The 21,610-nt window shown below is 46.0% G+C and carries 21 protein-coding genes and 1 riboswitch; of the genes, 5 read left to right on the forward strand and 16 right to left on the reverse strand.

Annotated elements, in window-relative coordinates; genetic code table 11:
- Positions 1-66: 66 nt before the first annotated feature.
- The gene (locus tag ABDW33_RS20265) at positions 67-807 is read right to left on the reverse strand and encodes an SDR family NAD(P)-dependent oxidoreductase (protein WP_343691919.1); all 741 of its coding nucleotides are present in this window, start codon (positions 805-807) and stop codon (positions 67-69) included.
- 153 nt (positions 808-960) lie between these two features.
- On the opposite strand from ABDW33_RS20265, the gene ABDW33_RS20270 reads away from it, so the two are divergent.
- On the forward strand, positions 961-1,827 hold the full coding sequence (locus tag ABDW33_RS20270) for a sugar phosphate isomerase/epimerase (RefSeq protein WP_343691920.1): 867 nt from the start codon (positions 961-963) through the stop codon (positions 1,825-1,827).
- A gap of 185 nt (positions 1,828-2,012) precedes the next feature.
- On the opposite strand, the gene ABDW33_RS20275 is transcribed toward ABDW33_RS20270, so the two are convergent.
- From ABDW33_RS20275 to ABDW33_RS20305, 7 genes are all read right to left on the reverse strand, one after another.
- Positions 2,013-3,065 (reverse strand): site-2 protease family protein, encoded by a 1,053-nt coding sequence (locus ABDW33_RS20275; RefSeq protein WP_343691921.1) that lies wholly within the window; start codon positions 3,063-3,065, stop codon positions 2,013-2,015.
- Positions 3,066-3,563: 498 nt separating this feature from the next.
- On the reverse strand, positions 3,564-3,914 hold the full coding sequence (locus tag ABDW33_RS20280) for a DUF6717 family protein (protein ID WP_343691922.1): 351 nt from the start codon (positions 3,912-3,914) through the stop codon (positions 3,564-3,566).
- Positions 3,915-3,965: 51 nt separating this feature from the next.
- On the reverse strand, positions 3,966-4,754 hold the full coding sequence (locus ABDW33_RS20285) for a DUF1266 domain-containing protein (protein WP_343691923.1): 789 nt from the start codon (positions 4,752-4,754) through the stop codon (positions 3,966-3,968).
- A 174-nt stretch (positions 4,755-4,928) separates the two neighbouring features.
- A complete protein-coding gene (locus tag ABDW33_RS20290; RefSeq protein ID WP_343691924.1) occupies positions 4,929-6,554 on the reverse strand; it encodes a hypothetical protein in 1,626 nt (541 codons plus the stop codon).
- Positions 6,555-6,880: 326 nt separating this feature from the next.
- Entirely contained in the window at positions 6,881-7,096 is a 216-nt protein-coding gene (locus ABDW33_RS20295) for a DUF2892 domain-containing protein (protein ID WP_343691925.1), read from the reverse strand.
- A gap of 325 nt (positions 7,097-7,421) precedes the next feature.
- Entirely contained in the window at positions 7,422-8,642 is a 1,221-nt protein-coding gene (locus tag ABDW33_RS20300; protein ID WP_343691926.1) for a hypothetical protein, read from the reverse strand.
- 10 nt (positions 8,643-8,652) lie between these two features.
- Complete coding sequence (locus ABDW33_RS20305) at positions 8,653-9,063, reverse strand: hypothetical protein (RefSeq protein ID WP_343691927.1); 411 nt, start codon at positions 9,061-9,063, stop codon at positions 8,653-8,655.
- A 557-nt stretch (positions 9,064-9,620) separates the two neighbouring features.
- On the opposite strand from ABDW33_RS20305, the gene ABDW33_RS20310 reads away from it, so the two are divergent.
- From ABDW33_RS20310 to ABDW33_RS20320, 3 genes are read left to right on the forward strand one after another with little or no spacing between them, the layout of a single operon-like run.
- The gene (locus tag ABDW33_RS20310; protein WP_343691928.1) at positions 9,621-11,177 is read left to right on the forward strand and encodes an FAD-dependent oxidoreductase; all 1,557 of its coding nucleotides are present in this window, start codon (positions 9,621-9,623) and stop codon (positions 11,175-11,177) included.
- Positions 11,164-11,658: a CinA family protein gene (locus tag ABDW33_RS20315; protein WP_343691929.1), complete on the forward strand. Its 495-nt coding sequence runs from the start codon at positions 11,164-11,166 to the stop codon at positions 11,656-11,658. The genes ABDW33_RS20310 and ABDW33_RS20315 overlap by 14 nt, the downstream gene beginning before the upstream one ends.
- An 11-nt stretch (positions 11,659-11,669) precedes the next feature.
- Positions 11,670-12,287, forward strand: a complete 618-nt coding sequence (locus tag ABDW33_RS20320) for a hypothetical protein (RefSeq protein WP_343691930.1) — start codon at positions 11,670-11,672, stop codon at positions 12,285-12,287.
- Between the two features lie 2 nt (positions 12,288-12,289).
- Here ABDW33_RS20320 and ABDW33_RS20325 read toward each other — a convergent pair whose 3' ends face one another.
- The 3 genes from ABDW33_RS20325 to ABDW33_RS20335 form a co-directional block, all read right to left on the reverse strand.
- Entirely contained in the window at positions 12,290-13,147 is an 858-nt protein-coding gene (locus ABDW33_RS20325; protein WP_343691931.1) for an alpha/beta hydrolase, read from the reverse strand.
- A gap of 65 nt (positions 13,148-13,212) precedes the next feature.
- Positions 13,213-13,701, reverse strand: coding sequence for an SRPBCC domain-containing protein (locus ABDW33_RS20330; RefSeq protein ID WP_343691932.1), 489 nt, complete (start codon positions 13,699-13,701; stop codon positions 13,213-13,215).
- 31 nt (positions 13,702-13,732) lie between these two features.
- The gene (locus ABDW33_RS20335) at positions 13,733-14,929 is read right to left on the reverse strand and encodes a multiheme c-type cytochrome (protein ID WP_343691933.1); all 1,197 of its coding nucleotides are present in this window, start codon (positions 14,927-14,929) and stop codon (positions 13,733-13,735) included.
- Between the two features lie 196 nt (positions 14,930-15,125).
- Here ABDW33_RS20335 and ABDW33_RS20340 point away from each other — a divergent pair, with 196 nt between their 5' ends.
- Entirely contained in the window at positions 15,126-15,851 is a 726-nt protein-coding gene (locus tag ABDW33_RS20340) for a DUF4197 domain-containing protein (RefSeq protein WP_343691934.1), read from the forward strand.
- 275 nt (positions 15,852-16,126) lie between these two features.
- Here the strand turns inward: ABDW33_RS20340 and ABDW33_RS20345 are convergent, their stop codons facing one another.
- The 5 genes from ABDW33_RS20345 to ABDW33_RS20365 all read right to left on the reverse strand — a co-directional run.
- Positions 16,127-17,461, reverse strand: coding sequence for an NAD(P)/FAD-dependent oxidoreductase (locus ABDW33_RS20345; protein WP_343691935.1), 1,335 nt, complete (start codon positions 17,459-17,461; stop codon positions 16,127-16,129).
- 224 nt (positions 17,462-17,685) lie between these two features.
- Positions 17,686-18,912, reverse strand: a complete 1,227-nt coding sequence (locus ABDW33_RS20350) for an alpha-L-fucosidase (RefSeq protein WP_343691936.1) — start codon at positions 18,910-18,912, stop codon at positions 17,686-17,688.
- A gap of 126 nt (positions 18,913-19,038) precedes the next feature.
- Positions 19,039-19,572: a ferritin-like domain-containing protein gene (locus tag ABDW33_RS20355; protein ID WP_343691937.1), complete on the reverse strand. Its 534-nt coding sequence runs from the start codon at positions 19,570-19,572 to the stop codon at positions 19,039-19,041.
- A gap of 194 nt (positions 19,573-19,766) precedes the next feature.
- A riboswitch (TPP riboswitch) is annotated at positions 19,767-19,864 on the forward strand.
- A 62-nt stretch (positions 19,865-19,926) separates the two neighbouring features.
- The gene (locus tag ABDW33_RS20360) at positions 19,927-20,787 is read right to left on the reverse strand and encodes a hypothetical protein (RefSeq protein WP_343691938.1); all 861 of its coding nucleotides are present in this window, start codon (positions 20,785-20,787) and stop codon (positions 19,927-19,929) included.
- The coding region (locus ABDW33_RS20365) for a hypothetical protein (RefSeq protein ID WP_343691939.1) at positions 20,777-21,610 on the reverse strand (834 nt) is incomplete at its 5' end. The genes ABDW33_RS20365 and ABDW33_RS20360, both read right to left, overlap by 11 nt.

Raw genomic sequence — 21,610 nt, forward strand, 5'->3', positions numbered from 1 at the left:
ATCAGAAAATTATTCAGGCCATGGTCCGGTGAAATATGAATCGCCCTGTAACAGTGTTATCTCTTCTTAGAACCGGCTGTTAAACGCTTCAAAAATCGTTTCTCCTTTCGCTCTCAGGTCCTTTGCCCCACCAATGGCGGCTTCTAGTTCTCCTTCCATCAATGCCGCCATCGCTTCCTGTATGAATTCAGGAATAGGAATGCCACCATGGGATTGCGTCTTGTCTGCTCTGCGATCGTGCCCGAGTTCAGTGTCAACAGATGGGGGCGCCAACTCGATCACTTTGATATTTGTATTGCGCAACTGCCAGCGTTGAGACAGGGTAAATGAATGCATTGCCGCCTTGGTGGCACAATATACAGGCATAAAAGCTGCCGGTAGCCATGCCAGACCCGAAGTGACATTGATAATCACAGGGTTTTCCTGATTCGCCAAATGAGGTGCAAACAGGGATCCCAGGTGAACAGGTCCAACCAGGTTGGTGTTTATTTCTTCGTGAATTCTCCGGGGATCTACCGGCTGAGACAGATCCATTGCCAGTTGTACGCCGGCATTATTGATCAGGACATTCGTAGCAGGATAGTTGGCATACACCCATTCCACCAGTTCCTCCCTTGCTGCAGCATCAGCAATGTCAGATTGTTTTACCACTATACCTGGTATGCGCTGTTGAATAGCTTCCAGCCTGTCCTGTCTTCTGCCCGTGATGATCACCGTATTCCCATGCTTCACGAATTCTTCCGCAAAAGCCAGCCCGATACCCGACGTGCCGCCGGTAATCAGGATTGTGTTTCCATGAATTTGCATAATTATTGCTTGTTTATACCTGCAAAGGTGAGCAGAAATGAAGGTTGTGTATTTGCAAGGATCAATCCATTGTTTGCAAAATTCACATTTCCGCCTTATTTTGTTTGTCCCGGAAACTAATTCATCATTTTGAGCTAAAACATATAAATTATTATGACCACAAGAAGAACTTTCCTTGCTCAGGCAGGCTTGCTTGGCGCCGGACTGGCGTTTGGACTCTCGTCGAAAGGGGTATTGGCTGCTGGTAAGATCAATGCTAAAGCAGGATTACAGCTCTATTCCCTCCGTGAAGAACTACCTAAAGATGTAAAAGGTGTAATTGCCAAAGTAGCTGCTGCCGGCTACAAACAAGTGGAAACCTATGGCTATAGCAAAAAGAACGGCTTCTGGGGGCTCAGTGCCCAGGAATTCAAGACGCTGCTCACGAAGCACGGTCTGACAAGTCCAAGCGGACACTACGGTCTGGAATCAGAACAGGACCAGGACGATGCGATTGAGGCGGCCAAAATACTTGGACAGGAATACCTGACCATGCCATATATCGATGAAAAGAAGCGCAAAACAGCTGGTGATATCAGTAATCTTGTGGCTGAAATAAATAAGCTGGCTGAGAAGGCAAAGCAGCACGGGTTGAAAATGGCTTACCATAACCATGACTTTGAATTTCAGAAGGTGGATGGTGTAATGCTGTATGAAGAATTGCTGAAAGGTACTAATCCTTCCCTCGTGCATTTTGAGATGGATATTTACTGGGTGGTACGCTCTAATCAGGACCCTGTTGCATGGATTAACAAATATCCAGGCCGCTTTACCATGGTACATGTAAAAGACATGGATAAGGCAAACCCTGAGTTGAATACAGAAGTTGGTAAAGGAAGCATCAATTTCAAATCTATTTTCGCAAAAGCTAAAACGGCAGGGCTCAAATATTATATTGTGGAGCAGGAGAATTTCTCTATTGATCCATATGTAAGTATTACACAAAGTGCAAAATATCTGCGCACAGTGTTATTTGCCTAAAATATTTGCATGAACTGTCTGTAATGATCTTATTCGTATAGCGCATCCATCAGATCGTGATTGCATAAAATATAAAAAGGAGGTTGTCCGAAAAGTAATTTATTAACCGATTTTTATCCGGGTACCTGAAGGAACGAATGTCTACACCTTTCAGATTACTTTTCAGGCAGCCTCCTTTTATTTATTTATCCAAAGCTGACAGCATTGTCCTGGTGGGTTAAATACCCTTTGACTGTTTCCCTGCTCACCACTCCCAACAATCGACCATCTTTCACAACCGGTACCTGTGCCAGGTGTTCATCCGGCAATTCATCCCAACAATCGAAGATGGTCATGTTCCCGTTCATCAGTTTTGCATCTTTGTCCATCATGGTATAGACTTTCCTTCTGTAATAGCCGGGGGCTTGTGAGAAGTGGATCACCTGGCTGTCAATGACCCCGATAGGAGCCTGGTTGTTCAGTACCACATAAGAGCGGTGATGATCGCCCAACAGGTAAGCATTGGCTTCTTCCATAGTGAAGGAGGCGTTAACGGTTTTGAAGTCCGTATTGACAATGTCGCCCAGACAGACGTTTTTAACAGCTGGTTTTAATACCAGTCTCTTTTCGGTAGCACCCATCAGCAACAGGTATAATCCAAAGAATACTAACCAGCGGTTCAAGGTCACAGTACCACCGATAAAGAATACTACACCCAGGATGCGGGTGCTCATCAGGGATGCCTGCGGGGAAAGGAGTCTCTCCATATCCATCGGAAAAGCGGGAAGCAGGTTAAATACCACGAGCATTACATTGATATTATGTAAGAATACCAGGTAGTTATTAGGTGTAATATTGAATACCAGCTGGTGAGTATCCCAGAATGGTATATAGTCATCGAGGAATGGCAGCAACAGCAGGGCGATCAACAGATTGACTGCGGGACCTGCAAAGGTTATGAGCATCAGATGCTTTGTTTTTTCCGGTTCCATGGCAATGGTGGGCAGGCCACCGGTAGGCAGCAGGCGTATATTTTTAACAGGAATACCTGCATGTATACTTGCTATGGCATGGCCCAGTTCATGCAGCATCACACATCCCCAGATAGACAGTACCCCCAGGGCAGTCCATCCTATACTCTGAGCATCGCCCCGGGAAATGATCGGAACAAATAGTATCCAACAGCTGACAAGCAGAAAGATCCAGTGTACCCCCACCGGGATACCCTTAATGCGGAAGAGTTTGACGGCGTTTCTCATATGGCGTTTATTTGATACAAAGCTATCTTTTAGGGGGAAGCTGTACTATGATGATGAATTGTTTGTATGATGACGGTCATTACCATGTAGTGTTATTTCCGGCAGGGTGTTTTTAGATGAGGTGGGGGATTTGCAGGTTTTTTTATGGAAGTGCCGGGATAGGGGGGAATGTAAGTCATGTCGCGTGTTTCTCGCATATATGGCAAGGTGGGTTGGGGGCGAATCTACATTTTAGTGGGGGATTGCTTTTTATAATGGGAGTGAGGGAGGATAACCTACCTAAGGCAGGTTCGGCTTTTTATTACAGGTGTGAGGGAGGATAATGATTCAGGCCGGGTTATGACCGGATATTACAGGCATCAGGAAGGATAATCTATTTTAAGCAGGGTTAGGCCTGGTTATTACAGGTATCAGGGGAGAGAATTTACCTGGACAAGGTATGCTTTTGTGAGGGAGGATAACCTACCTAAGGCAGGTTATCCTTTATTATTGCACTTCTTAAGCAGGATATCCCACATAAATCTTCTCCGGTAATCCGTTGAAAACAAACGTAGTCACCCCGCACAACCACATTTGTTGGTTGATCTCTGTTCCTTTATAGTGCGGCATCAGGTAAATGCCTCCTGTAATGCTGGCTTCCAGGTTCTCTCGCAGCAGCAGTACATCAGCATTTTCGAAGGGGCTATCGCTCAGTTCAAGATAGCATTCTCTGGCCTGGTTGCTCACTGTATCCAGCATTGTGTCCGCGCCTTCTACCATTTGCAGGGCTTCAATGCCATCTGTCCATTCCGGTAAATCTATATACCAACTCCCTTTGTCTGTTTTGTAAAATCTAAATATCTTTTTCATTTTGTTTTGCTTTTTCCAGGGCCATGCACGAAGTAGCTATGCATAACCGCTCTACCACGGCAACTGCCTCCAGGGGCTGTCGGCTCTCTCCAATAGATATCTTGCAATTGCAGCCACATCCCTGTTTCCCGAATGCACACCACCCCACATCGCGCGTCCCAGCACATAACTCTTTGCGTAAGACTCCCAATCGGTATACGTAATGTGTGCCAGCTCATTCGCCGCATCAATGTATTCCCAGGCTGTTTTCTCTGTAATGATCCGGGCTTCGAGGCAAAGTCTTGTGAGGAAGACTAACCTGCCACAATCCCAGCCGATCATACCGTACTTCAAAATATCCTGTTCATTCTGAAGAATCCCATCCTGCAGCAATTCAGGCATTGTATCCATCAGATTGTGTAACTGCGAAAAAGCTTTCCCGTAATCTTCTCCGTCATGAAAATAGTCATCCATAATCAACTCCTGCTCCTCCTCTGTCTTCGCCATCAGCGCCTTGTAGATAGCTGGCAGGTAGTACCGGAAACCCTTGTCCCGCAGGTATTTCAGTTTTTCTATCGCCTCATCTGCAGTTTTTAGTTTCCAGTAGCTGTGCAGCAGTGTACCCACTACATAAGACCTGTCAAGCCCTGTAGCCAGGGTGTTGATATATGCATGCGTCATTTCACTGTAGATGGCGCCCAATGCAACTTTCTTATACTGTGCTTCAGTCAGCGTGCTGTTCGGATCACGAAATACAGGCGTAAAAGGTGGTTTCTTCTTTTGAAATAAAGGTAAAACCCTGGTGTATACGAAATAACCCACAGCAAAGCCTATAATGAGGTAGGTCAGTATGGTTTTCATGGCGATCAGAAAATTAGTTGGAAAATTGGGTGGTAACAATTCTCAATATCTACTTCATGTCCCTATTATTTAAAGGCAAGATAGGGAATAATTTATATTCAAAAAAAATGGAGGTCTTTTTTAACCCCCATTTAATAACACAGTTTTCCTAAAAGTACTACTATCAACTGCCCGTTACTGCCTGTGCAAGCAATATACTGACCAGTCTATCCCCACTACACCCGGCATCTCTCTCGCTGCGGACAGCGAAGCAGAATTATACCACTTTGTATGTATATCTGCTGCGCCGCTCACTCCACTCACCAGCTGCAAGCGGTAATCATACTTCTTCTTCCTCGTTGCATCCCCGTTATATGTATAATCTGTACTGGTTATAACTGCAATGACTACACCATTTGCCGGTGCTGCATCCAGCTTCAAGGTACAGGTACCGCTGCTCACATATGAACTATACACCGGCACTCCTGTCGTACTACGATACACCAGCTGACACGTCATGTTCGCCCCGATAGGCTGGAAATTCACTGATACCGTTGTACCATTTACCGTCAGTGGGATCTGGTTAGCCCCTGACCATCCCGGTAAGGTCAACGTGTCCGGAGTTAAAATACCACCGCTGTTCTTCGTTTTTACATAGGGGGTGGCAATCCATGCCGCCGGATTTAACCAGCTGGGCTGCCATTCTGCAGCTATCGACATCCCGAAGTTCGCATTCAGCAATGCCAGGCATGCATTCTTCCATTTCCCGAAATCCACAGTCGCCTGCTTAGCCCTGTACTCGGTGATCAATCTGCGCATCTGTAAATCACCGAGACCCGAAGCCATCCCATCCAGTATACGGTTGTTCGCGTAACGCCAGATCCAGGGTACTGCACCGTCTCCCAATACATTTCCTACAAAAGTGGGAAAGGTACTGCTGTACTGGTGCCCACCCAGAAAGTTACGCCACGTACAGATCTGCTGCGAACCATTGAACATGTTCACCCCTTCGGCAGATGGACCACCAAAACTACCATCCTGCAACCAGCCGCTATAACACTCAATCGGCATAAATGGCGCTATGAAATCCGTACCATTCAGAAAGCCCAGTGAACTGAAATTGTTCGATCTTCTTGCATCAGCAGTTTGTTGCAACCATACATCCCCGCCTTCATGGAACCATGCTGCATTCTTTGCGCCCGGGAGGTCCGCCAGCACCGCGTGAATACCTTCGTGTACCATCGCTCCCTGTTGGTAAGAGGCATCCGAGGCATTATTCGAAGGATCAAATGCATACACCGGGTAGTAGGAGGCAAGGATCATTGGCCAGCTTGTGCCGTTGTAATTGATTGCACTCTGCCAGCCACCCAGATCCGTGTTGGAGGCATTGTCAGTACACAGTCCGGAGCCATAGAGGTATACTGCGCTCTTGTATCCCTTTTTAGCCCGGAGATCCGGCGGCCATCCCATCGTGTCGCGGAAATAAGCAAAATCTTTGTTCAGTCGGGCCAGCATCGGGGTGATCGCTGCACTTGTCACTTTGGGATTTTTGTTGGGTCCCCAGCGGAATGTCCACCAGTTGGAAGACTGGGTACCGACTACCTGTGGACAATCATTCAGGATATTTGCAGGCATGGCGAGTGAAGGATATTCACTCCTGAAATTGTAACTGAGCGTGGGAGAGTACGTGGGCCAGGTGTATGCATCTCCTGCAGCAGCTGCTACAGCCAGTTGGTTGTGCTGGTCGGGTCGGACCTTTGTTTCTTTGCTACAGCTGATGGCAAGGCAAGCCACAGCGAGGGTGAGAGCCAGGTTTTTCATAGTTATTCTTTTGAGGGTTTGAAATTTACTGATCAAGATTATCGAATTATTCAGGTTTGGGACACCTGCTTTTTAGCTGGTTCTGTGTGCATTTTAACCAGTATGTGGGGCATACAGAAAGTAGGTTAGAGAACCATGCGTGAAAGGGGGGAATTGCCTTACCCGTGGCTTGTTTAAAAATTAATCATTATTTGCTGCATACAGAAAGTAGATTAGATAACCATCTATAAAAGAGGGGAGGAATTAGGGCATTATATTCGCCTAAATAAGTAGAGGCTGCCATCAATCAAGATAGCAGCCTCGTTATTGTTGTTATGACAAGTACGTTAACTCCGCGCAGGCTCCTTAGGTGCCTCATGCCTTGTTTTCAATCCCAGCAGCGAATACAAAGGGCAAAAGCCGGTGAGACTGGTCAGCAGAAGAATAACTGCTATGATCATGAAAAGACTGTCTGTAAGTATCTTGTTGTAAAACAGGAAGATGGTAATGATGGCTAAGATGACGCGTATCAATCCATCAACTGTACCGACATTTTTTTTCATAGCGTTTAATTTTTTAATCAGTTTAAAGGTAAATGAAATAAAATCGTGGAACGGTGACCTCCGTCATTAATAGTAATGATTATGGTGCAAAACGAATACTATCAATGCAAGTTTTCTATAGAATATTGATCGTGGAATAGTTGTCTCTCTTCGCTAAGATACAAAATTATTTAAAAAACAATATGCCGGGTTGTCAAAAAAGGCGCTGTCGATTCCCAATGTCGCCCGCACCGGTAACCGACAGTATAGTATAGTATAAGTCCCGCGCGGTCTTCCGCCCTACAAACGGTTTACAGGCAAAGAAAATACATTAACCGCATTGTTCCTACTTCAATTTCCGCTCACCGCCGAACCCGGCGATGAAGTTAATGGCCGCAATCAGATTGCCTCCCGTACTAATCGCACCGTCAAAATTCCTCCCAAACGAAAACGTAACCTTCCGGTTTTTTGCAACCTCGTATTCCGTGCTCAATACCAGCCTCCAGGAAGGATCGAGCATACTATTGCCAATCACACTGCGGTACAATGCCTCACCGCTCAGTGTAAATTTATCATTCAAGGTACTCAGCAGGAATCGGGCACCTGCATCAAAAGTAGATGCCTTGTCCGCACTGATTTTACCGGCCGGATCTGCAAAGATCACCACAGGATGGTATAAATACCGTACAATAAACATGGAGGTGATGCCTTTATTCCCGTTTTCATAACCGCCCGTGAGCCAGGCGCCCGCCTTATTGACCAGGCTATTGTCAAACCGGTTATCAGGGAAATCAGCGACCATACCTGTTGTGAAATCCAGAAATACCCCCTGACGCTCTGTCGGAAATGAAGCTGCGATCGCCCTGGCTCGTTGATAGGCGTCCGTGCCCGGCAGACCTTCCTGCTGTACCGAATCCACCAGATTATGCATCCGCTGCAGGTCAGCGACCATTTTAGCCATCCGCTCTCTTTTTACTTCCCTGGGCAGGGTTGTGTCTTTTGCCAGTGCCACCCTCAGGTCTTTTAGTATCTGTAGGGAATCGGAATACATATTAGGCAGCTCATAGGCGGCTAACAGTGCCTCCTGCTGCTTTATCAGTTCATTGTACACCGAACGGGTATGTGCTGACCATTTGGGTCTGATGACGGAAAATTTGATCCCGAACGCTACTTTCGTCGTCTTCAGACTATCCACATCTTCCTGTCCCTCAGGCCCCATATGCGTGAAGCCCGCCGAGATAGTGAATGATTGCAGAAAAGCATGTTTGCTGCTGTCAAAGTCCTTTAGCGTATACTTTTTGGCACTAAACAGGAACGGCGCAATTTCAAATGCATAACTGTTGGGAATAGCCGTCAGATTGTTGGTCGCATTCTGTACCGAAAGCCTGAAACTATTCAGGTCCGAAGGGCGTTCTATCGCACTGGTTGATATCCCCAGCATGTTAAATGCCGGTGATACAGGCGACTTTAATACATCCAGTGTGATCGTCGTGTCTACGTTCAACTGCGCCTGCACGTCTATACACAGCACGGCCAGTATGGCTGCAATGATTATTGTTCGTTTCATGAGGGAAGCATTAAGAAAAGTCAGTGAAGAAAATAGTGATCTTGTAAGCGGCAGAATCACCCTGCTGCTGCACTGTCCTTTCCATCTTGTACCGGTAAGGTGCTATACCACCGGTTAGGGAAAAATCAAGGCTCGTCAGGTTCGTATCAGTGGCTACGTCTGTAATGATCGTGTAAACTTCCAGAAATTTGTTGACGAGGGAGTTGCCGGTACCAATCGTAAAATCGGTAATGGAACCCTGGATATTGCTTCCTTTCCTGGTGGAGTCGATGATCACATCGGATACAGCAGATTGTCCGGTTGTGCCGGGGAATAAATTCATTACAATAGGGCTGTCAGACAGATCGACTTTGTACTCATCATAGTGATTGGTCTTGCCGGTCGTGTCGGCAAAGACTTTTTTTAGTGGCGTGATAGACATGACTCGATTTTTTTGGTTTAGCTACAGCTTTGGCAAGCTATATTGGGGTTTAATTTTTGACGGAAAGTTGGTTGAATTGTTATCCTCAAATTAAGCATTCCTGCATTTTTTGTAAAAGTAAATAAAATATTATATTTATTATGCAGGTAATTAAATAGAAAGAGCTAATATTATTTCAAAATACCCCACGGATACCCGGTATCGTTTTGTTAAATTTTATTCTTCCACAACTGTCACAATTACCCACAAAAAGATGCGTAGCGAATGTGATCCTATCGCGATTATCCATCTGTTATCCACATCTTAGCCCTGGTTAACCGGCAAATGATGTGGAAAGAGGTCACCATAAAGCGCATTCCCGGAATCAACGGTGCTAACTGGTAAATGGTTGTTTAATTGTAACCGTCAAAATCACATAATCCGCTCAATGCACCGCACCGCAAAATTTTAGAATAGCAGAGTATGGTCGCAGCCTCCCCGGAAATTGAGGGATACAGCAAAACAATCCTATCCGGCATAAATTATGGTACTGGTTAAAGGAATCAAATCTGGAAGCTATGATACAAAGAGACGCATCCACCATTAGTTTATGGCAGGGTAACATTGAACCCTTTCAACCCACGTTAATGGCAGATCATTCAGCCACCTACGATGTAATCATTGTAGGCGGTGGTATTACCGGTCTTACTACCGCTCTTTTATTACAGGAAGCAGGTAAACGTTGCCTGTTGCTTGAAGCCGGCAATATAGGTTTCGGTACCACCGGCGGCACCACTGCTCATCTGAATACAGTTCTTGATACCACTTATGAACAGATTGAGAAGAATTTCAGCAAGGAAGACGCCGGCCTGGTCAGGGAATCAGTCGGGGCTGCTATTGGTCTGATCCAGCAGAATATTGAGCGCTTTAGTATCGATTGTGGTTTTGACTATACAACCGCGTATTTATTCGCACAGGATGATCAGCAGACTGAAGCACTGGAGAGCCTTGCGAAATCAGCGCGTGCCGAAGGTGTAAATATCACGTTGGCTGACAGGCTGCCCGTTCCCTTTCATTTTACCAGGGCTTATAAATTTACCGATCAGGCGCAGTTCAATCCATTAGCTTACATCTATGGCCTGGCCCGCGCATTCGAAAATGCCGGAGGTGTGATCGTGCAGGATTGCAGGGTCATTGAGATACATAATGCTAACCATATCAAAGTAGACACCAGCATTGGTGAATTTACAGGAATGAATATCGTGTATGCGACACATATACCTCCCGGTATAAACCTGCTGCATATGCGTTGTGTACCTTACCGTAGCTATGCAATTGCCGTGAGACTGGCAGACAATGCCTATCCTGCTGAACTGATATATGACATGTATGAACCTTATCACTATTTCAGAACACAGGAAGTAAATGGTAAGAAATACCTGATAGCAGGAGGTGAAGACCACCAGACAGGTCACCATGAAAATACGGAACAATGCTTCCGCAATCTGGAGGCATTAGTACGTGAACACTTCAAAGTAAAATCCGTAGACTACAAATGGTCCTCACAGTACTATGAGTCGGCCGATGGATTACCTTATATCGGCAACATGCCGGGACAACCCGACAATGTATACGTCGCAACTGGTTTTGGTGGCAATGGCATGGTGTATAGTGGGGTGGCAGCCATGGTGATCCGGAATATTATTATGGATAAACACCGGGCCACTGAAAAGCTGTTTGATCCCAATCGTATCAAACCAATTGCAGGCTTTACCAATTTTGTGACCCACAATGCAGATGTGGTGAAACTCTTCTTCGGTAAATTGTTCCCCGCGCATAAGCTTACTGAACTGGCGGCCATGGCGCCCGGCGAAGCACAGGTTGTGAATTATGACGGTCACCGCATTGCCCTTTATAAAGATGACGATGGCAGGTTGCACGCTGTAAATCCGGTATGTACCCATATGAAATGTGAGGTAGGATGGAACAGTGCTGAACGTTCCTGGGATTGTCCCTGCCATGGTGCCCGGTATGATGTAGATGGCCGGGTGTTAAATACGCCGGCAGACCGCGACCTGGAACAGCTGGATATTTCGCATGACACAACAAAGGTGGAAGCACATGAACACATTTGATCTGGATATAATCAATCATATCAGAGATCTGCTCATAGGAAAAGGCCAGACGGTAGCGGTAGCAGAAAGTGTTACTTCCGGTCATTTACAAGTGGCTTTTTCCCTGGCAGAAAGAGCCTCCAGCTATTTTCAGGGAGGAATAACGGCTTATAATATCGGACAAAAGTCCAGGCATTTACAAATTGATCCCATCCACGGTCAGCAGGTTGACTGCGTATCCGCGAAGATCGCGCAACAAATGGCCGACCACGTCTGTTATTTATTTGCGGCAGATTGGGGACTAGGGATTACGGGGTATGCTACCAAAGTGCCGGAGCAGGGCATTCATCAACTGTTTGCCTATTATGCAATCAGTAAGAACTGCAAGACAATGGCGCATGGTAAGATTACTGCAAATGACGAAGCTGATCCAATGGAGGTAAGGTACTATTTCACGAATCAGCTGCTCTCACAGTTTGTAAATGTCATTGTATCACCTTAAATGTATTAGTTATGAAACAGCGTAGAAGTAACAAGTGGGTGGCTGTGCCTGCTGTATTGTTTGTGTTCTCTCTTTTTGGAACCTATTTCGCTTACGCCGAGGCGCGGCAGCATCCTTCTTATTATCCGGCCATGTATGTATGCGCCGGATTGGCGATCTGTTCGTTCATTGTAGCTGCAGTAATGCAAAACAGGACCATTGAACAGCGGCCAAAGTATGAGCCGGTTCCATTCAGCGATGATCATTCCGAGACTTACTATTGTATTTATACCACCGGAAAGCGTAAATATGATGTAGATTTTATTGAGAACATCGCTGACAGAATTGAGCATATAGAAGATGAAAATGACCCCATGTTGAGTGCTCAGATCGCCAAACTCTTTGATACAGAACGAAAGGCGCCGGTATTATTGCCCGCCCAGCTGACAGGTGGAGAAGAGGTGTATCAACGCCCGATAAAAAATACACAGTTGATGGACGATATTACGAGGAATGACAGGCATCTTGCATTACTCACATTTGAAGACAAGTCCAAAGCTGTAGTTGTAAGGCATGAGCAGGTGCATGTGGCAACGCACGCGGATGTAACAATGTCTACAGAAAATGACACATCAAAATACGATGCCTGATATCACTGCTTTGGAATAATGTGACTATCTATCATCCAGTTCGTCAATAACAATGGCCATGCCTTTAAAGAGAGCAGATCGGTTTTATATCCCATATTAAAGGCATGATCTCCATTGGCGAAAATATGCGCTTCTACAGGGACCTTAGTGTCCCTGTAGGCGCTTAATAAGGTCACGATCGGCGCAGAACAGCAGGCATCATTATTGGCAACCACCAAAAATGCCTTCGGCGCATCGCGCGGTACCGATTGGGGAATTCCCAGCGGACCAGGATACACCAGTATCTGAAAATCCGGCTTGCCATTCAACCTGTCCACCGGATCTTTGGCTGCAGGATTGCCATATCCGTTAGCATAGGCCACCTGTGTGACCACTTCTCCTCCCGCACTAAAGCCCCACATACCTACCCGGGCCGTATCAATCCCCCAGTCATTTGCATGACTCCTGACCAACCGCATGGCACGATAAGCATCCTGCCTCACCTCTTTTTCAAGTGAATAGGTCGAATCCTCCCTGAATAGGCGATATTTGAGTATAATAGCCGCAATACCCAGACTATTCAGGTATTTCGCCGGATTCACACCTTCAGAATTGTACACCAGTAAACGGAATCCGCCACCGGGACAAATAACGACCGCTGCCCCCGTAGCTTTTTCCCTCGGAGGTAAATAAACGGTGATACTGGGATTATGGATATTTTTAACATAGTAATCTTTCGCAATTTCCGGCTCATTTTTACGATTTTCATAACCGGGCGCTCCGTTGGACCAGAGATGGAGAACAACAGGCGTATCCTGCGTATTTTGCCCATTGGCAAGGCAGGGGAGGAGGAGGCAAAGAAAGAAACAGATGCGTGACATGGCATATAAGTTAGCCATTATTCCGCAAATGTTCCTGTTTAAAAATCTCTTTTGTGTTCCAAAGGTTATTCTGCAATTGTTTTGAATAGTATTTCTTCCAGCCTGTCCAGGGATTGCTGCGCCGCTTCAATGCCATCATAAGACGCAATCACATGATCTCTCGCCTCAGTTGTTTTAAAGATCAGCCGCATATCTATACAGGTACTATCCCCCTGGTCTTCAAAGGTAACGGTTGTATTGAACTGGTCCGGATCATTGTCCGTATCGCTGCTTTGGGAAAAGGAGATCCGTTCCGGCTCCAGCACTTCTATAAAAACAACCCTGTTCGGATAATTAACACCATCGGGACTATGCATAACAAACTTCCATTCCCCCGCGGTCGCCATATTAAAGGATTCAATGGTAATAGTATAGCCTTTAGGCCCCCACCATTCCGCCAGTTTCTCCCGACTGGTCCAGGCGCTGAATACAATATTTCTGGGTGCACGAACAAGGCGCGACAGGATTATTTCCCGCCCATCATGTGGTACTACTGCTTCTCTTCTTTCAGCCATAAGAATAAGTTGATTTTAAATGGTCCGCTTTTTACTGCAGCCCTTTCACAAAAGCCTTTGTTTCCTCCAGGTAGATGCCCACCCGATGTGTTCGCACCAGGTCTGGTATTGCTGCCTTATCCCGCTCCATCTTAAAGGTGATCTTTGCCGATGCCATTGCTGGCATATGGCAATCAATACAATTTTCCGATAAGACCAATCCATTTTCAGGCCGGAATCTGCAGGTATCATTTTTCGAATGGCAATTCATACACCTTTTGGAAAAGAGCCCGGGATTTTTCGCTTCATCCTGATGTACATCATGACAGGAGCCGCAATCCATCTGCGACATGCGAAAACATTTACTGGCTGTCAGCAACCCATATTGATTACCGTGTACATCCAACTCTCCGGCTGTGGTTCTCTCTGTCGAATATTCCTCCAGGTGCTGCCCCACCTGGTAAGAAAACGCCGGCTGCAGCAAGTTCCTGATACCTGAATGACAAAGCGCACACGCATCCAGTTTCAATTGCCTGTCCATATGTGCCGTGCTGACAATGTACTGTGGAACCGTATCCGCAGGATGTGCTGTATGATAGGCTACATGCGCTGCTCCCGGACCATGACAGCGTTCGCAATCTACTCCATAGATAATTTTCTGCCTGTTATAAATGGTGCTGTTGTCAGGTAGTATTTGTGCGGCTGCATACGTACCATGACATTCGATACAATTTGCAGGCACTGGACGATTAAAGCGGATATAACTGATGGCATACCCTGGACTATTGGCCCAGTCCCTGATAGGCGTGAAGTAGGAGACAGGCAGCTGGAAAAGATGGTTATCCGCCCAGTAAAGATAAGTCTGCCCCATACGCCCGGAGCCGATCACCATTCCAAAAGCCTCCCTTTGAATAATAGTACCATTCACGAACCCTGTTTGATAGAATTTATTACCTATCCGGTTCATTACCACCTCCATGTTGTTACTGTAGGTAAAAGTATTTTTACCATAGGCAAAACTGCCTTTAATATGTGCAGCATCCGGCAGGGAAGAAGTCAGGAAGTGAGCGGTATGCCGGGTATCCTGGTAAATCTTCCGGTGACAGGTCTGGCAGGCAGCTGCGCCCGCAAATGCCTTACCATCCGGTAGTTCTGCGATTGGGGCTGTCGCAGCAGGTTGTGTGGTCGTGCACATCACACTTCCCAGTATGATCAGTGCGATGATAGAGGTTAAGATAACGTACCGCATGCTGAAATTGATTGTTTGGTTGATAGCACCTTGTACCAATAGTGAAAACTAATCCATAATAATCCCTGTAACCGATCACTACCTTTCTCCATTTTATCACCCTGATTCATAGCTTATGGTTCCAATGTTATATACGTAAGCTATTGCCTGCGGTTTTTTTATATCTTTGCCCGGTCGAGTAAATTAATACCGTACTATGAAGCGACTTTTTCTTGTTCTGGGCATTGTATGTCTTTCTACCAGCTGTGAAACTTCTCAGCAGATCTTACAGAATCTTCCTACCACTGTAGCCGGTCAGCCTACTTATACGCAGATCGCTGCCGGTCTGAAAGAGGCACTGACGATCGGCACACAAAACAGCACGAATCGCCTGTCTGCTGTAAATGGTTTCTTTGCAAATGCTGCGTTGAAAATCCTGATGCCTCCTGAAGCGCAGAAGGTTGAATCTACCCTACGTAACCTGGGGATGGGTAATGTGGTAGATAAAGCAATCCTCTCTATGAACAGAGGTGCTGAAGAAGCTGCCAAATCTGCTGCCCCTATTTTTGTAAATGCAATTAAACAAATGAGCATTACAGATGCTATCGGCATACTGAGAGGTGGACAAACTTCTGCCACCGATTATTTCAGGAGCAAAACGACAGGAGAACTGACCAATGCATTCAAACCTGTTATCGCTGAAGCATTGAAGAAGGTGGATGCCACCAAATACTGGAGTGATGTATTTTCACTGTATAACAAGTTCTCCAGCACACCGGTAAATACGGACCTTTCTGCTTACGTGACAGAAAAGGCAATCGCTGGTATTTACCTGGAAGTGGCTGCAGAAGAAGCGAAGATCAGGCAAGACCCCGCTGCCCGTGTAACCGATCTGCTGAAAACCGTATTCGGTAGCACGCTGGCACAGACTGGCAACAAATAACAACTTAATAACCGGTAGCTATTTCGCTATAAGTCCACAAAAAAAGGAGTCTGTATCATATACGGACTCCTTTTTTCTGAAAATAGTATTTATTCCTTCTGCGAATGACCGCTTTTTATAATTTGCTGACTTACCCCGCTACACTGAAACTCCGGTTCCCTAAAACAGGTACAGGAGCAGCAGGTTTATTTTAGCTACCTGATGGAAAACAGGTGTCTTTTTAAAAGCTGTTTTATAAAACTCTCCGGGCGTAGTTTTGTACCCTTTTTTAACTATTATACAAGAACTTTTTCTGTCACTTTTTCTACCGGAATATTCTCTTTCGGCTTCCCGATAATAGTTCCAAATCCTGCATCATTCGTAAAGTACTTCCATACCCAGTTAATCAGCACTACAACCCTGTTCCTGAAACCAACCAACGACATCAGGTGTACGAACATCCATATCAACCAGGCCCTGAAACCCTGTGTTCTTATCTGCTTTTTGAACACCATCAGATCGGCTACCGCATGATTCTTTCCAATGGTAGCCATCGTCCCCATATCATTGTACTTAAACGGCCTGGCCTCCTTTCCATTCTCCCATCTGATGATATTCCGGCCTAACAGCTTTCCCTGCTGTATCGCCGGCTGCGCCAGCATCGGGTACCCATGAGGTGTCTCTTCTGTCACCATCGCTGCTATATCTCCGATTGCAAACACATTACTATATCCCGCCACCCGGTTAAATTCATCTACTTTAATCCTTGAATCCTGCATACACTCTTCAGACAGTCCATTCACCGGCAATCCGGATACCCCGGCAGCCCAGATCAGTGTCCTTGTCACCAGTTGTTCGCCCGTACTTAATTTCACCGCAAATCCATCGTAAGACACCACTCTTCTGTTCAACCACACCCGCACCCCCAGATCATTCAGCATCTTCAAAGACTCTCTGGATGCCGCCGGCGACATTCCCTTGAGGATTTCCCCGCCACTCTGAATCAGATGTATATCCATTTTCACAAAATCCAGCTCCTTATAATCCTTTGGAAACACGTGTCTTTTTAGCTCACTCAACGCACCCGCTATCTCTACACCCGTCGGTCCGCCGCCCACAATCACAAAGTCCATAAGACTATTCAGCTGCATCTCATCCTCTACCTGCAGGGCCTTCTCAAAATTGCTCACAATCGTGTTTCTCAGCAACAGCGCATCTTCCAGGCTTTTAATACTAATCGCCCTGGCAGCAATTTCCTCATTCCCATAAAAATTAGTAGTTGCTCCCGTAGCAATCACCAGGTAGTCATATCTGATCAAACCAATGGACGTCTCTACCGTCTGGTTAGCAGTATCGATATTTTTTGCCTCCGCCATGCGGAAAAACAAATTGGATTGCTGTTTAAAGATTTTACGGTAAGGTGCCACAATAGAAGGGGCTTCCAGGTTGGTAGTGGCTACCTGATACAATAAGGGCTGGAAGGTATGAAAGTTATGCTTGTCTATCAGTACTACCTGCAAGTCTGTTCCGGCCAGGGATTTCGCCAGTTCCATTCCCCCAAATCCCCCGCCTATGATCACTACTCTTTTCTTACCTGTTGTTGCTATTTTCGTTTGACTTAATAAGACCACGCTATTGTATTTTAGACTGTGAATCAATGATATGGCAAACCGCCGGGCACAATTTGATACCAAAGATAGTACCATTCGACTAATAGCCGTCCTAGGAGAATTCCCTATTATTGTTTATATTATCGGGTTTATAGCAGGAATGCGAGAATTAGCGTGATGATTTTTTTTTGAAAGCAACAGGGAAGGCCCAATATTTAACATACAGAGATTCCAGACACACCGGATTACAACATCAATTCCACCACAGGTACTGTAAATCCCGGCTTCCGTTCCGGCAACGTTAATACCAGGTCGTCTCCGTTTTCTTCCCTTTTTATCTCTGACGCATCATGCAGAAACTGTGCGTATTTTACCTTACCCTTATATCCTTTTAACACCAGTTTCCCTCCCTGATAATCCATCAGGTGCAGATACAGCCGTTTCGCAGCAGGGTTATAGGTCAGTAAAGTATGAGCCGGTACACTGAACGCCGCCGGTGCTTCCTCACAACCATAAATCGCACGGTTGTTAAAATGCATCCACTGACCGATTGAATCTAACGCCCTTGTTGCCCTGTAATCAAATACTCCTCTGCCGGTAGGCCCCACATTCAGGATCAGGTTTCCGCTCTTACTTACTGAAGTAATCAGCAATGTAAGCAACTGTACATTTGTCTTCCATGTGTCCTCATCCCTGTAATACCCCCATGAGCCGGAGAACGTCTGACAGGTCTCGAAAGGTAACCCGTCATAGTTGTTCTTCAGTTCCTCCGGCTTTACCTGCTCCGGTGTTGCAAAATCTGCTCCACCAGGTACTCCTGCCAGGTCCAGCCTGTTGTCTACTATAATATCCGGCTGTAATTTCCGGATCATTTTCAGTAATGCCACAGATCCCCAATCTTCTCTGCCTTTACCGTGCTTGCCAGGGTAGGAGAAGTCAAGCCACAGGATATCTATTTTCCCATATTTCGTCAATAGCTCGGTGAGTTGATTGCGCATATACTGCCGGTACTTTTCCATATCCCGCCCCTTGTTCAGGCGTGCGTAGGCCGTATCATCTGCCGGTCGCTGAGGATGGTGCTGGTCTATTGTAAAATCGGGATGATGCCAGTCAAGCAGCGAATAGTAAAAACCGATTTTGATACCTTCTGCACGGAAGGCATCGACAAATTCCCGGACAAGGTCACGGTGGATGGGCGTATTAGTAGATTTATAGTCGGTGTATTTCGAATCAAAAAGGCAGAATCCTTCGTGGTGTTTAGTCGTGAGCACAGCATATTTCATGCCTGCTGCTTTGGCCTGCCGGGCCCATTCCCGTGGGTTGAACAGGTCGGGATTGAACTGGTCAAAGTAAACCTGGTATTGGTCGTTGGTAAGTCGTTCATAGTTCTTAACCCATTCATGTCTGGCAGCCTCCGCATAGAGCCCGAAATGGATGAACATGCCAAAGCGGTCATGTTTCCACCAGTCCATTTTTTGCGAAAAGCAACAGTTTGAAATCAGGAGCAGGAGAAAGGTAATTCTGGCCAACATCATGTGGAATTTTCCATAAGATACCAATTTTATCTTTTCCCTGCTCCATAGGTTGATGAAGGGAAATCATTCCATTTCCTGGCTGGCCTTATAATTGACATCATTTTCTGCTATTTGTGTCAATTTCGCATCCGCAGCCTTCTCTTCTTCCAGTGTCTGTCTCAGTAGCGTTGCCGCCTCTTTAAAGCCCAACGTCGCCGCCAGCGTCACCAAACCACCATACGTCGCAATCTCGTAGTGCTCCGCTTTCTGACACGCAAAGATCAATGCTACATCCCGCTGGCAGGTATCTGTTGCTGTCTCATCAATCAGATCCTCGCCTTCCTCGACAATCCCAGCCATTGCATGGCACTTTTTCGCATCTGCATCCACACCGATCAGATCAAATACATCTTCCAGTCTTGCTACGTGATTTTCAGTTTCTACCAGGTGACTGTCAATCGCATCTTTCAGTTGGTTCGTGGTCGCTGCCTGGCTGAGTTTCGGCAAGGTCTTCACCAGTTTCTTCTCGGCCCAGTAAATGTCTTTTAACTGGTCCACAAAAAATTCTTTCAGTCTGCTATCGTTCGCCGTTGGCGCATTCACAGTTGTAGTTGCCATAAAGATTTGTTTTACCGAACAGGGGAGAAAATAGTGCCATAGGCTATGGCATGAAAATGTAGCTCTCATCAGTGAACTACTACCCCAAACGGGCACATTTCGTAGGAATATAACCCGCCGGGAGGGTAGAATGAAGGCTAAATCCCGTATAAATAACTGGCATGATTCTTTCCCTATATTATTCAGAAAGGAAGTTTCTATTCCCGGGGTGGTTATAACAATTAAACCTGAGATAATACCCTTAGTACCTGCTCTGGATAATCCCAGCGAAGGAAAAAAGATGAAACTTCCTGCAAGGCCTTCGGTTCAACACTCCGAAGGCTTTTTTTGTGGCAGAAATGCCGGGATGATGGCCTACATGGCCGCTCTTTTCCTTACACGCTCCGGATCTAAATAAGGCGTATAGTAGGCACATAAATTCAGCAGAATCATCATGGCTGAAAAGAAAAATAATCCCATAAATAACGCAATGAACAAATGCAGACAAACAATTGCCCCCAGCCACCACATCCTTACCTTTCTGATGTTCATCCCGATACAATATCCCATCTCCAGTATTATAGTAGCCCAACCTACCCATAAATAAAATGGCGTATTTACCAGGAAATCCAGGCTAAACAAACTGTAATAATTATGGCTATGCAGGGTCTTCCACAGTGCCTCACCATTCCGCCATGTTACCCCTATCACCTTGTCAAACCCGGAAAAGAAATAAGCTATACACAAATGCGCCCGCAGTAATATCAGCCAGGGCTCATACACCGGCGCAATAATGAATCGTCGTAACCGGTTGTCAACAGAATAAATATATCCCACGGGAAAAATACAGCAGTAGAATAAGGCGATTGTGGTGTATCCATCCACGCCGTACTCATACAGATGGATCGATTTCAATAATAATAACTGTAGAAACAGGGAGAGAACAGCACTTACCCGCGTAAATAATCCAAGTATCAGGCATACTAACGCCAATGGATAAGCAATCCGGCAGATCATTAATAAGGTCTCATATGGAATACCCGCATAGTGTTGCAGGCTGACAAGTGTAGGACTGAAATGATCTGTTGATGTATCCATAATATCGGGGTAGATATACCCTTTGTAAGAATACAACATATCAAAATCCGGCTGTATGGCCAGAAAATGTAACAAAGCAAATCCTGCCATATTTACCCGGAAAAAGAACAGCCATCCGGGATACGTCTTATTGCGCATGTGTAGTCAGACTATAGGTACCTGTCACTAACTTTGTGAGCTGGTATGCCGGTGGCGTACCGGTACGTACTGCCTGCAGTGTGGGAAACTGCAGTACATTGTAGCTTAACAATACCGTACTATCCACACAACCATGCTGCTGATACATAGTGACAGCAATATTTTTAAAGACAAGGTTATTGTACTCGCCGAGTAGTCCGCCAGGCAGACTATCGTGTGCATCCGGCTTTATAAAATCATCAGTTAGCGCATTGGCCATTGAAAAGAACCGCAATGTTGTCTCATAGGATTTAAAATCAGCTGTCATAGGCGTGCCGCCACATTCCCCGATCAACATCCCATTCGATCGTACGTTGATGCCAAAGAAGCCATAGCCTGTTTCTGCACCGGTATACCGGCCATAATACCGGATTGCACTGGCCTCTGCTAACGGCGTTAATTTTTTTACAATAACAGCATTCCCCGGTGTATGGTAAAACTCGTGATACGCCTTATAGGCACTGATACAATTGATGAGAATAATTAAGAGAAGATGCGCTGCTATCCAGGTATATAAACCTGCCCGGCGGAATTTCTGAAAACCCGGATGACGACGGAGTTTGCGGCGGAACTGGTGACTACGCAGGCCAATAAGCCCGCGAATGCCCTGCTGACTGGAAAAACCACTGAACCAACGGGATGGCTGCTCCCGCCAACCCTCACCAACCGCACACACTCCCCAGCCAAACCTGCCAGTGCCCTGATCACACCAACCCTCATCAACCGCACAAACTCTCCACCCAAACCTGCCAGCCGCCTGCTCCCGCCAACCCTCATCAACCGC

Origin of the sequence: Chitinophaga sp., from assembly GCF_039596155.1 — a bacterium.
Classification (GTDB): domain Bacteria; phylum Bacteroidota; class Bacteroidia; order Chitinophagales; family Chitinophagaceae; genus Chitinophaga.

Excerpts from the sequence above, each read along its gene's own strand:
- ABDW33_RS20265 (WP_343691919.1), bottom strand. The coding sequence starts at position 807 with ATGCAAATTCATGGAAACACAATCCTGATTACCGGCGGCACGTCGGGT.
- ABDW33_RS20270 (WP_343691920.1), top strand. The coding sequence starts at position 961 with ATGACCACAAGAAGAACTTTCCTTGCTCAGGCAGGCTTGCTTGGCGCC.
- ABDW33_RS20275 (WP_343691921.1), bottom strand. The coding sequence starts at position 3,065 with ATGAGAAACGCCGTCAAACTCTTCCGCATTAAGGGTATCCCGGTGGGG.
- ABDW33_RS20280 (WP_343691922.1), bottom strand. The coding sequence starts at position 3,914 with ATGAAAAAGATATTTAGATTTTACAAAACAGACAAAGGGAGTTGGTAT.
- ABDW33_RS20285 (WP_343691923.1), bottom strand. The coding sequence starts at position 4,754 with ATGAAAACCATACTGACCTACCTCATTATAGGCTTTGCTGTGGGTTAT.
- ABDW33_RS20290 (WP_343691924.1), bottom strand. The coding sequence starts at position 6,554 with ATGAAAAACCTGGCTCTCACCCTCGCTGTGGCTTGCCTTGCCATCAGC.
- ABDW33_RS20295 (WP_343691925.1), bottom strand. The coding sequence starts at position 7,096 with ATGAAAAAAAATGTCGGTACAGTTGATGGATTGATACGCGTCATCTTA.
- ABDW33_RS20300 (WP_343691926.1), bottom strand. The coding sequence starts at position 8,642 with ATGAAACGAACAATAATCATTGCAGCCATACTGGCCGTGCTGTGTATA.
- ABDW33_RS20305 (WP_343691927.1), bottom strand. The coding sequence starts at position 9,063 with ATGTCTATCACGCCACTAAAAAAAGTCTTTGCCGACACGACCGGCAAG.
- ABDW33_RS20310 (WP_343691928.1), top strand. The coding sequence starts at position 9,621 with ATGATACAAAGAGACGCATCCACCATTAGTTTATGGCAGGGTAACATT.
- ABDW33_RS20315 (WP_343691929.1), top strand. The coding sequence starts at position 11,164 with ATGAACACATTTGATCTGGATATAATCAATCATATCAGAGATCTGCTC.
- ABDW33_RS20320 (WP_343691930.1), top strand. The coding sequence starts at position 11,670 with ATGAAACAGCGTAGAAGTAACAAGTGGGTGGCTGTGCCTGCTGTATTG.
- ABDW33_RS20325 (WP_343691931.1), bottom strand. The coding sequence starts at position 13,147 with ATGTCACGCATCTGTTTCTTTCTTTGCCTCCTCCTCCCCTGCCTTGCC.
- ABDW33_RS20330 (WP_343691932.1), bottom strand. The coding sequence starts at position 13,701 with ATGGCTGAAAGAAGAGAAGCAGTAGTACCACATGATGGGCGGGAAATA.
- ABDW33_RS20335 (WP_343691933.1), bottom strand. The coding sequence starts at position 14,929 with ATGCGGTACGTTATCTTAACCTCTATCATCGCACTGATCATACTGGGA.
- ABDW33_RS20340 (WP_343691934.1), top strand. The coding sequence starts at position 15,126 with ATGAAGCGACTTTTTCTTGTTCTGGGCATTGTATGTCTTTCTACCAGC.
- ABDW33_RS20350 (WP_343691936.1), bottom strand. The coding sequence starts at position 18,912 with ATGGACTGGTGGAAACATGACCGCTTTGGCATGTTCATCCATTTCGGG.
- ABDW33_RS20355 (WP_343691937.1), bottom strand. The coding sequence starts at position 19,572 with ATGGCAACTACAACTGTGAATGCGCCAACGGCGAACGATAGCAGACTG.
- ABDW33_RS20360 (WP_343691938.1), bottom strand. The coding sequence starts at position 20,787 with ATGCGCAATAAGACGTATCCCGGATGGCTGTTCTTTTTCCGGGTAAAT.